General features: G+C 32.8%; 18 protein-coding genes and 2 pseudogenes. 12 read left to right on the top strand and 8 right to left on the bottom strand.

Annotation, left to right across the window (positions count from 1 at the left end):
• The first annotated feature begins 84 nt into the window (after window positions 1-84).
• The 11 genes and pseudogenes from NWE55_RS00680 to NWE55_RS00730 all read left to right on the top strand — a co-directional run.
• The gene (locus NWE55_RS00680; protein ID WP_258204450.1) at window positions 85-1572 is read left to right on the top strand and encodes a hypothetical protein; all 1488 of its coding nucleotides are present in this window, start codon (window positions 85-87) and stop codon (window positions 1570-1572) included.
• Between the two features lie 8 nt (window positions 1573-1580).
• Complete coding sequence (locus NWE55_RS00685) at window positions 1581-2006, top strand: hypothetical protein (RefSeq protein WP_155093256.1); 426 nt, start codon at window positions 1581-1583, stop codon at window positions 2004-2006.
• A gap of 21 nt (window positions 2007-2027) precedes the next feature.
• Entirely contained in the window at window positions 2028-2753 is a 726-nt protein-coding gene (locus tag NWE55_RS00690; protein ID WP_155093255.1) for a hypothetical protein, read from the top strand.
• On the top strand, window positions 2750-3544 hold the full coding sequence (locus NWE55_RS00695) for a hypothetical protein (RefSeq protein WP_133711962.1): 795 nt from the start codon (window positions 2750-2752) through the stop codon (window positions 3542-3544). Before NWE55_RS00690 ends, NWE55_RS00695 begins: the two co-directional genes overlap by 4 nt.
• Before the next feature lie 14 nt (window positions 3545-3558).
• Window positions 3559-4206: a hypothetical protein gene (locus NWE55_RS00700; protein WP_155093254.1), complete on the top strand. Its 648-nt coding sequence runs from the start codon at window positions 3559-3561 to the stop codon at window positions 4204-4206.
• A gap of 8 nt (window positions 4207-4214) precedes the next feature.
• Window positions 4215-4502, top strand: coding sequence for a hypothetical protein (locus NWE55_RS00705; RefSeq protein ID WP_230381566.1), 288 nt, complete (start codon window positions 4215-4217; stop codon window positions 4500-4502).
• A 119-nt stretch (window positions 4503-4621) separates the two neighbouring features.
• Window positions 4622-5088, top strand: a pseudogene (locus tag NWE55_RS00710) (transposase); the annotation flags it as partial.
• 71 nt (window positions 5089-5159) lie between these two features.
• Window positions 5160-5450, top strand: coding sequence for an IS66 family insertion sequence element accessory protein TnpA (gene tnpA / locus NWE55_RS00715; RefSeq protein WP_258204220.1), 291 nt, complete (start codon window positions 5160-5162; stop codon window positions 5448-5450).
• Window positions 5450-5788: an IS66 family insertion sequence element accessory protein TnpB gene (tnpB, locus tag NWE55_RS00720; protein ID WP_258204221.1), complete on the top strand. Its 339-nt coding sequence runs from the start codon at window positions 5450-5452 to the stop codon at window positions 5786-5788. The genes tnpA and tnpB overlap by 1 nt, the downstream gene beginning before the upstream one ends.
• Window positions 5789-5837: 49 nt before the next feature.
• The gene (tnpC, locus tag NWE55_RS00725; RefSeq protein WP_258204451.1) at window positions 5838-7430 is read left to right on the top strand and encodes an IS66 family transposase; all 1593 of its coding nucleotides are present in this window, start codon (window positions 5838-5840) and stop codon (window positions 7428-7430) included.
• Between the two features lie 38 nt (window positions 7431-7468).
• Window positions 7469-8336, top strand: a pseudogene (locus NWE55_RS00730) (transposase); the annotation flags it as partial.
• An 89-nt stretch (window positions 8337-8425) separates the two neighbouring features.
• Here the strand turns inward: NWE55_RS00730 and NWE55_RS00735 are convergent.
• The 5 genes from NWE55_RS00735 to NWE55_RS00755 all read right to left on the bottom strand — a co-directional run bounded on the left by NWE55_RS00735 (window position 8426) and on the right by NWE55_RS00755 (window position 11145).
• On the bottom strand, window positions 8426-8821 hold the full coding sequence (locus tag NWE55_RS00735; RefSeq protein WP_155093253.1) for a helix-turn-helix domain-containing protein: 396 nt from the start codon (window positions 8819-8821) through the stop codon (window positions 8426-8428).
• A gap of 113 nt (window positions 8822-8934) precedes the next feature.
• The gene (locus NWE55_RS00740) at window positions 8935-9282 is read right to left on the bottom strand and encodes a hypothetical protein (RefSeq protein WP_155093252.1); all 348 of its coding nucleotides are present in this window, start codon (window positions 9280-9282) and stop codon (window positions 8935-8937) included.
• Between the two features lie 2 nt (window positions 9283-9284).
• Window positions 9285-10199: a relaxase/mobilization nuclease domain-containing protein gene (locus tag NWE55_RS00745; RefSeq protein WP_155093251.1), complete on the bottom strand. Its 915-nt coding sequence runs from the start codon at window positions 10197-10199 to the stop codon at window positions 9285-9287.
• Between the two features lies 1 nt (window position 10200).
• Window positions 10201-10500 (bottom strand): plasmid mobilization protein, encoded by a 300-nt coding sequence (locus NWE55_RS00750; RefSeq protein WP_155093250.1) that lies wholly within the window; start codon window positions 10498-10500, stop codon window positions 10201-10203.
• Window positions 10501-10596: 96 nt separating this feature from the next.
• The gene (locus tag NWE55_RS00755; protein ID WP_155093249.1) at window positions 10597-11145 is read right to left on the bottom strand and encodes a hypothetical protein; all 549 of its coding nucleotides are present in this window, start codon (window positions 11143-11145) and stop codon (window positions 10597-10599) included.
• 322 nt (window positions 11146-11467) lie between these two features.
• Between NWE55_RS00755 and NWE55_RS00760 the strand changes: the two genes are divergently transcribed.
• Entirely contained in the window at window positions 11468-12058 is a 591-nt protein-coding gene (locus NWE55_RS00760; protein WP_230381565.1) for a hypothetical protein, read from the top strand.
• A 39-nt stretch (window positions 12059-12097) separates the two neighbouring features.
• Here the strand turns inward: NWE55_RS00760 and NWE55_RS00765 are convergent.
• From NWE55_RS00765 to NWE55_RS00775, 3 genes are all read right to left on the bottom strand, one after another.
• Window positions 12098-13455, bottom strand: a protein-coding gene (locus tag NWE55_RS00765; protein ID WP_373425571.1) for an IS3 family transposase whose coding sequence is annotated in 2 segments (ribosomal slippage) — window positions 12098-13140 and window positions 13140-13455 — 1359 coding nt in all. Because the reading frame shifts where the segments join, the coding sequence is not laid out codon by codon here.
• A 48-nt stretch (window positions 13456-13503) separates the two neighbouring features.
• Window positions 13504-13719: a helix-turn-helix domain-containing protein gene (locus NWE55_RS00770; protein WP_258204452.1), complete on the bottom strand. Its 216-nt coding sequence runs from the start codon at window positions 13717-13719 to the stop codon at window positions 13504-13506.
• Between the two features lie 20 nt (window positions 13720-13739).
• The gene (locus tag NWE55_RS00775) at window positions 13740-14093 is read right to left on the bottom strand and encodes a transposase (protein ID WP_160339549.1); all 354 of its coding nucleotides are present in this window, start codon (window positions 14091-14093) and stop codon (window positions 13740-13742) included.
• Window positions 14094-14118: the final 25 nt, after the last annotated feature.

Consider the following 14118-nt stretch of genomic DNA (forward strand, 5'->3'; position numbering starts at 1 on the left):
CATATAATAAGAATATCTATTTATTAACATATTTTTGCTCATATTAATTAGTTAATACCACATCATCACAATGGTAGTTGAGGTATGAACAAACGACTAAGTCAAGGGATGCAAAACTTAAAAACATATCGCTTCTATATCACACAACTTCAACCAACCTACTTTTTTTTGCTGAGTCTGTTTGGAGGTTTGTTACTGATGATTGTTGTCCCTGTCATCTTTTTACTGAAGTATCAAGGTCAATCTATTTACATCTTATACTTAATAGGCTTTGTACTAATGTCAATGACAGGCAATATAATTTACAGTGTTTGGAAATGGCGGAAAGTTCGTGCAAAATATGCAGAACCTGAAAAGATAATTCTAAGAACAAATCGTTTCAATTCCCAATACTTCGGTATTATCCGATTTGAGGACATCAATAGCTACAGCATAAGGCAAAGCTTACCATGGATAAATTGGAATATGGCTTCTCCAACTCTAAAAATAAAATTACAGAACGAAAAAGTCATTCGGTTTCACCCCAAGCCTGACCAAAACAACACCGAACTGGAAGAGTACTTAAAATTCTTATCTGATTTCACTAGGTATTGGGAGGTTTATAAACAGAATTTGAATAAAGAAACTAGTTTTTCTTCAAAAAAGACAATCTCCTCTCCTTCTCTTTCACCGCAGGAAAACGAATATGAGACAGCAATTCGGGCAATTGCTAAAGCTCGGAAGAAAAAACTACGAAAGAATATTGTGATCCCTTTCAGCTTTATTATTGGTTTTGTCTTGTTTGCTCGATTTTTTGGCGGTAAAATAATCGAATATTACAAGACAAAACCTATGAGAGATATGATGACATATTCTCAGCAACGTATGGACCAGTATCCCGTATTGTTAAGAAATGCAATTGCGAAGGAGGGCGCAATATATATGTACACCAACGATAGCTTAGCCAAGCTTCACTTAGTTCCCTATATCAAGAGTACAAAAATTGAGGAGCTAGATCAGTTGAACGCACTGAATACAGATACGCAGATCCTGAACTTTTTGACTCATCCGAAAGAGAGAAACTTCTATCTGTCTCTAGAAAATGAAAATGGAGTTTGGAAACAACTTAAAAGCTCTGGAATAGGAAACCCAAAAGAATCTAAATCTATCAAGTTTCTATTGGACAATAGCGAGGAAAAAGAGACTGCCTCAAACTTAGGTTTACAATTTGTTGGACATTTTATTTTCGAATCCGAAGCAGAACTTAAAAAGCAGCTGTATCGACATGCACCCATGTTTAACAATCGCAGCCATTCTAAACAGCTACAGGCTTCTCAACCGAAATGGTATCTTATAGCTATGGAAAGTGAAGGAATGGATCTAGAAAGTTTTCAAATAGCCTCAAAAACTATTGTCGAATTTTTAAATAATGATCAAGATATTACTTTTTCATTTCATCTGTATAAGCATAACGGAAATGGGGATCCAGTTGAAACTCCCCCAGAGGAAATCACAGACTCTTCAATAAAAGAATTGCAAGAGGCAATAGAAATAAGAAAACGTATTAAAGGGACATCACATAAAAATCAATAAGTATTCGAATGAGAAAACAAACACTATATATAGGTTCCCATTGGTTAACAACTTTAATTATCGTATTAGGTATGCTTAAGTTGGCAAAAGCGCAAACCAGCTTTATATTAGATGATTTTTTGGAAGAATATTATATCAAGTTGACTGTAGAGCCTGAAACAGATGACTCCGAAATACAAACCGTAAGATTCCATGTGTTTGACAAACAGAGTGACAAAAAACTTACAACCTCTTCTGCAGATTGGAGCAGTCGATACTTCACACAAAACTTCCCACAAGCAGAAGGCATATCTGTACCCTATCAAGAGCAGTCTTGGTTTTTGTATGAAGATATTAAATTTGATAGAATTAAAGACGTTGTGCTTCCTCAAACTTATATCGTGCTTTTTGAGAGCATCCCCTCACAGGGATTTGTAATATTTAAAAAAAATTGAATAAGCTGAATTAAGAAAACTATGGTAGGAATATTATACTTGATCTATTACTTTGCCATTACGCTCTGGTATGTTTACCTCTTAATAGGAGGGCTGTTACTATTCTTAGCTAAAAGGTGGTTTATAGTCACTACTTCTTTAGGCGGTAAGATAGGAAGTGGCTTCCTAATCTTTATAGGTGGATTAATCCTGATGCTAGGAATATATGGTGCTTACGTTTATTTAGACAATCAGGTGTTTTATAAATGGCGGGCGGAACTCAATGATCGTAAGCTAGAGCGTACACAAAACACGGTGTTGGATACAGATTTAGACTTTCCTAGGCTTTCTTTACCCAAAGGGACACGCATAAGATGGCGCAATAGATTTGATGTTAAGAAAAAAGAACACGCTACTTTAGACGATATTTGGTGGGTAACACTTTCAGAATCTACAGATTTTTTTGGGTTTGTTTTTGATAAAGATTGGAGTGTGTATCTAAGGGAAGAAACTATAAGAGGTCATCTGCTGGATGTCCAATATATAGCAGAGTTGCCCGTGTGTGGAGAAATTGTTCTCAGCAAAGAGGGAAAGCCAATTCAGGCACATATTGCCGAGAACACAAAACTTAATGGACAATCGATAGCTAAAAACAGTATAGTTTATTTTGAGGTGGATGAAGAATCTCAAAAGAAATACATTCGGATAATTCATCCTGAAGGTAGAGACTGTGAGTTTACATTTGAGTTGAAAATAGATAAAAAATGATTAGAAACAAACAAACACTTAGCAAAAAAGAAAGAAAAGACTTAATCATGCGTTATCGTTCTGCGCAAGCAAATAAGTGGGTAGGTCTGATACTTACTGGTTGTTTAACTTACTTAAGCTACCTCCTTATTCGTTTGGTTTATGATGAAATACGGTCAAATCGTTACAGCATAAAAGATGCGGAGATCATTGATTTAGGATTAGTAGTATTAATTTTTGGCACGCTTGCTATCTTCACGGTATGGATTACGATATTTGCTTTTCGATGGATGTTCTTGGCATATCGCAAGAAAGCAATATTGTTTGAAAAAGATAAAATACACTCTAAAAAAGAAGTGATCCGAGGGCAGCTGGTCGGAGTAGGTGGACGCAGGCAAGGATTCAGTTTCAAGTTTGATAATGGTGAGGAAGTTTCCGTTGATTTTAGTTATCTCATTTCTGGAGGATATAGGATAATCAATTCAGCTATATTGACAAATGCTGAAGTAGAAATCACTAGACTCCCTCACTCTCTGCTGTGTTATGGAGTGCGTTATATCCAGCTCTCGGAACAAAAGCAGGAATTAATGCAGGGAACACAAAAACAGGTAACAGTATCCGGAACAATTACTTTTGCCTTTGTTTTTGAGGTAGGATTGAAAGTTAAATACAAAGGAATCATCAAATTAGATAGACCACAAATGATAATACAGATTGGAAACTATCCAATAAAATTGGCTGTAACAGAACTTCCGATTCCTGGATCCTATACGAAGCAAATAGTACAGAAATACATGGAAATAGAACTATGAAAAATTAAAAACAGATGGAAAAAGCAAGTTTTAAATTTAGATTGATCAAAGTCAAATACATTTACAGACTACTTGGTGCTATTATAGGAGGATTTGCACTGCTTATATCCCTACTCCTTATTGAAAGTTTTTTCTTGATTAAAAACTCTAATTATATTGAGTTAGCTACTTTTTTTATTATCCTTTTGATAGTAATGATTTGTGGGTATTGTGTTTTTAAGATTATTCAATCTACACGCCAAGGACGCGAAACCGTAAGCCTTACTTCATCAGGAATACAATCCAAAGTATTTGGAGATATTCCCTATGCAAAAATTCACTCCTATTGGATAGACTTGAAGTTCACTTGGTTGAATTGGGATAATCCTGCTCCGGGACTAAGGATTCGTTTGAAAAATAATATTTTAATAACTTATGATCTACTATCCAAAAACAATGAAGAAGGAAAACAAGAAGCAGAGGTGTATTTTAGTTTCGTACTACACTTTATGGATCAGATGAAGGCTTTAGATACGCAAGGCGAATTGTCTGAATCCTATTTTAAAGCCTTAGCTAAAATGGAAAAAGCAAGAAAACGAAAAAACAATCCACCCGTTTATCTCTATGCTATACTCCTGCTAATTTTTGGTTCAATCTTACTCTTAACCACATTAATAAAATAGGTTATAGAATGAATAAAAAAGGACTTACTGTTTCGAAAGTATCTGAGAAAGAATTAAGAAAATCGAAGTATCTTAATAATGATGAATATAAGAATCTCTACATAGTATTTGTGAATGTCTTTAATCGATTTACCATTGAACAAATAAGTAAATCATTCTTTGACTTAATTTTAGCCACAATGGCTAATAGTTTATATCATAAAGACTATTGTTGTAATGTTTCAATGCTGAACTTTCATAAAATGTTGGATGCTTGTAAACTCATTCAGCAAAGAGATAAAACCACTTATCTATAAATAGTCAGTCCTTAAAAACACCCCATCTTATTGTTAATCATTGTAATATGATTGTTTTTTAATGAAAAACATTGCAAGATCTAGTATCTTTCGAGTCTAAACCTTGCAAATTATTTACAATGTTAGCACACAATAAAATCCCAAATCAAGTGAGTTTTTTATCAACTTTTGAAGAGATCTTAGATCGAAAACACGGCTTATATAAGTTGGCTAATAAAATAGATTGGAACGTTTTTGAACAAGCTTTTTCGCCGTTATATATTAGTGGAAAAGGTCGTCCAGCCAAACTAATTAGATTAATGGTTGGACTTTTAATTTTAAAACATCTTCGCAATGTATCAGATGAAGTTGTAGTGGCTCAATGGAGCGAAAACAACTATTACCAATATTTTTGTGGGGAAAAATCTTTCGCTACAGGAAAACCATGTGAAGCTTCGGAGTTAGTTCATTTTCGAAATAGAATAGGAGAATCTGGAGTGGAATTAATCTTAAAAGAAAGTATTCGTGTAAATGAAGAAGATAAAGATGATGACAATGTAAATATAGATACCACCGTTCAAGAAAAAACATCACCTACCCCACAGATGTATCCACGCGAGCAACCACATATTTCATAAGCTAACTTAAGGTAGTAAGTTTGTTTCAAATAATAAATAGATGAGCAAACAAGAAATAATGTATTCTCATGTAGAGGATTGGAGAACAAGTGGATTAACGCAATCAAGATACTGTGAAAGTGTAGGAATTAAATTAGCAACCTTTAGTTATTGGGTGGTTAAGTATAAGGCAAAGTCAGAGTCAACACAATTAGACAATAATTTTATAACTGTGACAAAAGACCAAGTAAGCAATAGTCAAGAATATGAAATCGTATATCCCAATGGTGTAAAGCTACGTGTACAAACAGACAATCTTAGCGAACTATATTCATTAGTAAACTTAGTATAATGTTTAGTTTGAGTAGTTCTAATCAATTTCATTTGTATAGACAAGCTTGTGATATGCGCAAGAGTTTTGATAGCCTTTGTGGACTTGTCCAGAATGAACTTCATCAAGTAGCTCATAACGGGAGTGTCTATATATTTATCAATAGACGCTGTAATCAAATGAAGCTCTTGCATTGGGAAGCAGGAGGCTTTGTACTATACCACAAACGCTTAGAACAAGGAACTTTTGCTTTTCCCACGCATAGTAAAGCTCAAATAAGTTGGAGTGATTTAGTACTGATGGTAGAGGGAATCCAGGTTATCAAAAGTAACCAAAAAAGGCGTTTTTCATTGAAGTAAAACAGGTTAAAACCTTGTATATTTAAGGCTTTTGACGTATTTTTACTTCATGGAAATAGACTTAGAAAACTTATCGAAAGAACAACTTTTGGCGCTTATAAAAAAGCAGTCCAAGACTATTTCCAAACAAGACAAAATAAATACTAAGTTAGAGCAAAAGACATCTAAGTTAGAGCAAAAGACATCTAAGCTAGAACAAAAGACATCTAAGCTAGAACAAGAAAAGCAAGAACTCCAACGCTTAGTAGATCTTTTACGACGCATGCAATTTGGACAAAAACGCGAGCGTTTCGAAGACCCTAATCAAACACAGTTGCCTTTAGAGGTTCAGCAAGCAGTCTTGGAAGAACAAGAAGAAGTAATCAAACAAGAGATCACTTATTCTCGTCAGAAGAAAAAACATCCAGGAAGAGCTAAACTACCTGATCATTTACCAGTAGAAGAAATAGAAATCTACCCAGAGGGAGATTTATCTGATAAGATTTGTATTGGTAAAGAAACTACAGATGTGTTAGATTATGTTCCAGGTTACTTTAAAATCAAACGGTACATCCGATATAAATACGCCACGAAAGATAAAGACAACACTCAAATTAGTATTGCATTGCTTCCAGAGCGAATTATAGATAAAGGAATACCTTCAGAAGGATTATTATCTACAATACTTGTTGACAAGTATGTAGATCACCTTCCACTATATCGCCAGAAGCAACGCTTTTCAAGAGAAAATATCGATATAGCTTCTTCTACTATAGATGGCTGGGCAACTCAAAGCATGGATGCTTTAAAACCACTATATGAAAAGCTTCTGCTGGACATCAAAAATGAAGGATATCTTCAAGTTGATGAAACCACCATCAAAGTCTTAGATGAGAAAAAGAAAGATAAATCTCATCTTGGGTATTATTGGGTGTATCACGCACCTATATCCAAACTCGTAATGTTCAATTACAGTCCCACACGTAGTGGTAGCGCTGCACTACCTGTATTAGAAAACTTCAAAGGATATCTGCAAACCGATGGTTATAGCGGATACAAAGCCTATGGAGCTAAGTCAGATGTAACGCATCTTGGTTGTTGGGCACATGCTCGTCGTGAGTTTGAAAGAGCTCTTGACAACAAAATCGCAAAAGCACAGCATGTACTTATAGAAATACAGAAACTATATGCTGTGGAAAAAAAGGCGAAGGAACAAAACTTAACACCTGATCAAATCAAAGAGCTTCGTCTAAAAGAGAGTTTACCTATCATCAATGAACTTGGTAAGTATATGTTTGTTCAAATGAAACTTACACTTCCTAAAAGTCAAATAGGCAAGGCCTTTGCTTACTCTCAAACTAGATGGGATAATCTGAGTGCGTACTTATATGATGGAAATCTACAGATTGACAATAATCTTGTAGAAAACGCTATTAGACCTGTAGCGCTTGGTCGTAAAAATTACTTGTTCGCAGGATCACACGATGCAGCGCAAAGAGCAGCGATGGCTTATACCTTTTTTGCTAACTGCAAAAAACACGATGTTAATCCATATCAATGGCTTAAATATGTTCTAGAAAATATTCAATCTATCAATCATAAGAATATTACAGATTTATATCCTCATAACTATAAAAAGGCAATCTCTGACGCTGTAGAATAATTTTTATACCTCACAAGATGTACTTGCTAGGGTGGATACCCACAGATGCTAAGCTTCATAGAAAAATTATAAAAAAATGTAAGTCAATAACAGAACGAGAAAAAATAGAAGTCAGACAGACTTATACCCGAAATTTAAAGAAGTTATCCATATCTCAGCGTTTTAGAAATCACCCTAAAAATAGTGTAAAAGCAAGGAAAGCTGACAGGAAAGTAAAAACAATAGCAGGACGACTTGTAAGAGAACTTCAGAGAAAATTAGCGCCTGATTCAGTACATCATAAAGAATTAGAAATGTATCAACAAGTGCTGTCCCAAACTAGGAGTTCAAAGAACAAAATTTACTCCTTACATGAACAAGCAGTATGCTGTATCTGAAAAGGCAAAGAACATAAGAAGTATGAATTTGGCAATAAGACCTCATTTGTCAAAACAGACTCAGGAGTAATAGTAGGAGCACTGGGATTCCGTAATGAATATGATGGTCACACCTTAGAAGCTGTATTAGAGCAGGTAAAAAAACTAACAGGTAAAGCTCCTAAAATCGCAAAAGTTGATCGTGATTATAAAGGTAAAAAACAGGTAGGAGAAACAGAAATTCTGATTCCATCAACACCTAAAAAATCAGATAGTTATTACAAACGTAAGAATATTGAGTAATGCTCACAAAAAAAGAGCAGCAATAGAACCTGTAATAGGTCACCTTAAAACAGATCATAGATTAAATCGTAACTTCTATAAAGGGATTGTAGGAGATAATATCAATATTATGTTAGCAGCAGCTGCATTTAATTTTAAAAGAGTGATTAACAAATGTAAATCATCTTTTTGGCTCTTTTTTAAAGAAGCTTTTCATACAATAACCTACTTACTATTTTGGAATAAAATGTTTAAAATGACTTTTTAAGGTTCGACTAATTACCTAAAAACAAAAAAGGTAGAATACCCTTCATAGTAGTTCGACCTTTTTTTATTATATACGATATAATCTAATGTCTATTTACTTTGAATCAACTTTTCTAAACGATTCATCATTTCTTCTTTCTCTTTAAGCATACGCTCATACAAAGCAATCTTTTCTTCATGAAGCTTCACAATTGCATCAATAGAACTATTATTGAAAATAGGATTATAATTAATATCATTAAATGTACTTGATATTATATTAATCGCCTGCTGTTCATCAAAATTTTCAATTGCTTCAACAGGTATCTTAAGTACCTTAGAAATCTGTTGCAGTAATGAATTATCAATTACTTCTTTTTGTTCCAATACTGATATCTTCTTTTGATTCCAATCCTCTCCCAAATCAAAAGCAAGAACCTCTTGTTTGATTCCAAGCATTTCTCTAAAACGCTTTACATTTCTTCCTTGGTGTATTTTATGTTCCATAATTAATAGCTGAGTTAAGAAGGCTCATAAGATAAAGCCATTGATTTAAAAAAGATTGAATCGTAAAGTTACACAAAAAACTAATATTTGAAATACTTCACCTAACAATGTTGCTATTTCAGTTTGTATATGCACAAACAGGCAACCAAGAAAAAGAAGATATTAAGTAATACTAGGTATAGAATCTTCTTTGAGTTAATAGACCTATTTACTTTGTAATGCTGTTCATTAATTGCTTGTAATCTAACGCAAAAATGATTCAGATAAGAGTGAAGTCGTTCTGTTTGCTCTTCCTCTACTTTTTTAAGTTCAGACACGTTTACTTTAACTTCAATATTCTTTATTCTTTTAGATAGCTCAACTTGCTGAGCTATGTTATGTTTCATTGTTTCTTGCAAGTAAACTACTTGTTTAAAAAGTAGCTCAGTGAGTTCTGTAAGTGTTGGTTGCTGCTTTGCCATAACTATCGTCTTATCGTTCGTTTTTTCTTTTTATTGATATCAGGAGTATAGTCCTCATAGTAATTTCCGTAGGAGTTTAGAAAACTAAACAGACTTACTGTATTGGTGTTCCATTTCTCAAATGATATGTGCTTGTCTTGATCTTTAAGTAGAACAGTGTAAAATAAATCATCACTATGTTTGGGAGTATTATTTTCAAACAGTTCATTTAGTTTTAGATTGCGATCAACCTCACTTGCTTTTAGATTTGTGTTAGTGGATAAGTGAATAAACCGGTATCCTTGAATATTGCCTTGTTTGTTTACACTTGGTTTTACTTCTATTTGATGCATACGCATCATATCAATATACTGTTGTAAGCTTTTAGGTTGCTCTTTTAAAACATGGTAGTGCGCTTTTTTAATCTCTTGGGCTATTTGTTTCTGATTAGCTTTTACTTGTTCTTTTTTGTTTTCGTTTTCTTGTCTCATAGAGGTCCAACCATATTTTAAAGCTATTTCATGAGCAATACGTTGGGCTTGAAATCCGATATAATTATCCTTTAATGCCTTTGCATTTTCATCAATACGATTAGCCAGTATGTGAATGTGCTTGTGCTCTTTTTCAGTGTGAACAAAAGCAATGTATTGCGCATTTTTGGGATCTAGCTTTAAACCAACTAAAAAATCATGAACAAGATTGTTTAAATCTTTATCTGTCATCTTCTTACTATCTTCAATAGTAGGTGAGATAACAACGGAGATTGTATTGTTCTTACAGCGTGAGTTTTGATTTTGTAGAATCTGCATAGTTTGAAACATATCTTTCGGAGTTTCCCCCGAAAGATTGTTTCTAACAAGTTCATAACCTTTTTTTGGATTAATCACATAATTAAAAAGAGCTGTTCCTCCAATACACGTTTTTGCTTTAGCTATCATATTACTTTAGTTTTTGAAGATGATCTCTAATTAAGTTTGCAGTTTCAATAGTAACTTCTTTTACGCCTGTGGTATCACCAAATTTAAACAGGTTACCAATTCTTCTAAAGTTATCAGCAAACTTGTTTAGGAGTTTGTAAACTTCAATTTCATCTTGTGTTAGTTTGTAGCTAAGTGCGTACCCAAGTGCAGTACTACGCAGGTACTCAGAAACGCTACAACCAATTTTATCTGCTTTGTTTTTTATAAGCAGAGATTCCGTTAGGGTAACTCTAAATTCTATCTTGTGTTCTCTTTTCATCGTCTTACCAATTTTGCGACCTTCGGGAGAAAAACGAGTGATCTTTGTTCCGGTTCAAATTTTCAATTTGTAAGGACAAAGACACATCTCGATGATTTAAATGTCATTTCGTTGTGGATAAGAACTTCGTTTATAAATTAACCAACAAGCATCTAGTAGCTTATATAAATAGATAGGAGGAATTTGGTAGTGTACTTCAAAAATTCGGTTTTCTTTTAAAGCATCTTGTATATAATCAGCTGAAAAATAATCTAAATCTTCTAGGCTAACCATTGTAAAAATATTCTTAAAGGTCATATAAGGATTTAAGTATTCTTCTAATGTGAGAGAGCCTAAGTAGAAATCATTAAAATCTTCTGTTTTAGGGATAGTTAAATTTCGTTTCTCAAACCCTTTAGGCTTTTTAAAAATAGTATAGCATGCTCTAAACACAGAATGGAGTATGAAAAATCTATATACTATATCTCCAGCAGTTCCTTTATACCGTTTTTTTATTTCTAATACATAATATGAATACTCATTTAAAAATGTCTTATAGCTTTCTAAGCTGTAGGAAGAAAACATTTCTTTAATAATTTTATAAGGGCATTTGATGCCTCTTTTAGTCCACAAATGTGATTCTAAGGGGATTTTGATTGCTTTCATAATTCAAGTTATTTAAGGTTTATATAAAAGTACCTTCTTACATATTGGTAAACTATTCTATATCAGGGATAAAATATACATTTAATCAGCCTGAGTATTATCTTGATCAGTTTTTAGTTCAACAATGCAAGTCATTAAATCGATGAATATGCGTATCATCCCAAACCAAATAATAGTTTCTTTATAATTTTTTAGATTCATAAAAATGAACTTTTTGTAGAAGATATACTATTCGCATCACAAACTATAATATCTTTTAATTGAATAGATTACCTTGAATCAAGTTAAGAAATTGCAGTTGTTAACCTTAAATACTGTAATTATGAAATCCTTCATTAACAAGCTTGAAAGCTTAAAATTATCAAGCGAACTAAAACATGAACTTGAAGAATTAATCAAAAAAAAATTAGTGGGTTTTGTTTTTTATTCACAGAATAACTTGCTCAATCATCCTATTATTACCCTTTGTTTTTACGATATTGATGAATTAAATAATATTCGTAAATGCAAATGGATCACTAAGGGAATTAATCACTACCAAGTAAATATTTATTGCTTATGTATCAAAGATTTTTATCAATCTGATTCTTTTCAGAATATAATGCATTCAACATTAAATTTCCAAAAAGAAAATCTCACTTATGGTTCTTTACTTGATGCCGAACCTTTGTTTAGTTTGCATCAATCCAAGCATAAAGAAAATGATTTTGAAAAATATATTTCTAAATGGTTTGCTAAGCATTACAAAAGAAATACTAAGTTTTTAAAGTCCTTAAAAAAGGAGTTGAAAACTAATCTTATAAATGAACAATCTGCTATGCTTGGTATAAAACAAGTAATACAAGATACAAAAGAAAGAGTTCAACCTATACTATCAGGGAGTATTCAGTATAGTTGTATGTCTTCAAACTAATGTAGACTTTTAGGACGTAAGCATAAGATAGTGTTTTAGTTATAAATTTATTAATTTTTGTTGATTATACAACTGTCTTCTTTTAGTTAAAGTTTCTTGTTTTAAAACAGCTCTTTTTTCTAATATTTTATCTGATTTTCCATAATATACGTCCTTAGGAGTTAAGTTTCCAATTGCCTCGTGATATCTGTTATTATTGTAGTTTTCTACAAAAACCTCAATAGCATCTATTAGCTCTTCAGGATGATAGTAATTATTAAGTTTTACAACATTTTTCATTGTTCTATGATATCTCTCAATTTTTCCTTGTGTTTGAGGATGTAGAGGTCTCCCATGTACTTGCTTCATTTTCATATCCTTCTCTAAAAAGATCTTTAAATCTTTTGCGATGTAGCAAGGTCCGTTATCAGATAACAACTTAGGTTTTGCTTTTGATTTGAGTTTTGCCTTGTTTATAGCTGTTTCTACGGTTCTTTTTACATCATTAGCTTCCATAGAGTCACATAGTTCCCAATGAATAATATAACGGCTGTAATCGTCTAAAATCGTACTTAAATAATACCAACCCCATCCAATAATTTTAAAGTACGTGAAGTCTGTTTGCCACATTTGATGTACAAACTGTGTTTTATCTTTAAATTCATTAGATGCTTCTATTAGAATATGATTTGGAGCGGGTATTAAATCTCTCTTCTTTAATATTCTATAAACACTGGACTCTGAGATATAGATACCTTGTTCATCTGTAATTTTATAAGCTAATTCTCGTGAAGATAATTCAGGATATTCTAAAGCTATCTCAACAACTAAGTTCTGTTGACTCTCAGGAATACTATTCCATTGCCTATTACTTATTCGCTTACTTTTTTCTAATCCATCATATCCTTTTTCTAAGTAACGTTTATACCATTTATAAAAGCTGCTTTTAGGAATACCAAACTCTTCAAGAGTCTTTTTAACTCCCAATTCACTTGTGGTTACACTTTGGATTAGCTCATATTTCTCTGCTGCTGTTAGTCTCATATACTTGCGATATAATTCATTTATTCCAGCATGTCTAAGGTTTTTTTTACAATATCGTAACGCAATACCAAATCTGCAACTACCTCTTTTAGTTTTGCATTTTCTTTGCGTAACTCTGCTACTTCATCACTGGTAGCCTCTCTTGTAATATCTCCTGATAATCGTTTTTTACCTGCCTCTAAAAACTCTTTATTCCATTTATAGAACTGAGTTTGACTAATGGAGTATTTTCTACATAGTTCTGATACAGATAGCTCTGCTCGTAATCCTTCTATTACAATCAATACTTTCTGTTCTGAGGTAAATAGTCTACGCGTATTTTTACGGATATCTTTTACCATACTTTCTGGTGTTTTCTTACTGACTCTTCCCATAATTATAAAGTTATCATTTTTTGAAAACACTATCTTATTTATAGTATCTTAATTGTCCACTTTTTGCTGACGATTTACACATTGCCTATTACTTATTCGCTTACTTTTTTCTAATCCATCATATCCTTTTTCTAAGTAACGTTTATACCATTTATAAAAGCTGCTTTTAGGAATACCAAACTCTTCAAGAGTCTTTTTAACTCCCAATTCACTTGTGGTTACACTTTGGATTAGCTCATATTTCTCTGCTGCTGTTAGTCTCATATACTTGCGATATAATTCATTTATTCCAGCATGTCTAAGGTTTTTTTTACAATATCGTAACGCAATACCAAATCTGCAACTACCTCTTTTAGTTTTGCATTTTCTTTGCGTAACTCTGCTACTTCATCACTGGTAGCCTCTCTTGTAATATCTCCTGATAATCGTTTTTTACCTGCCTCTAAAAACTCTTTATTCCATTTATAGAACTGAGTTTGACTAATGGAGTATTTTCTACATAGTTCTGATACAGATAGCTCTGCTCGTAATCCTTCTATTACAATCAATACTTTCTGTTCTGAGGTAAATAGTCTACGCGTATTTTTACGGATATCTTTTACCATACTTTCTGGTGTTTTCTTACTGACTCTTCCCATAATTATAAAGTTATCATTTTTTGAA

The organism is Myroides albus (assembly GCF_024722315.1).
Classification (GTDB): Bacteria; Bacteroidota; Bacteroidia; order Flavobacteriales; family Flavobacteriaceae; genus Flavobacterium; species Flavobacterium album_A.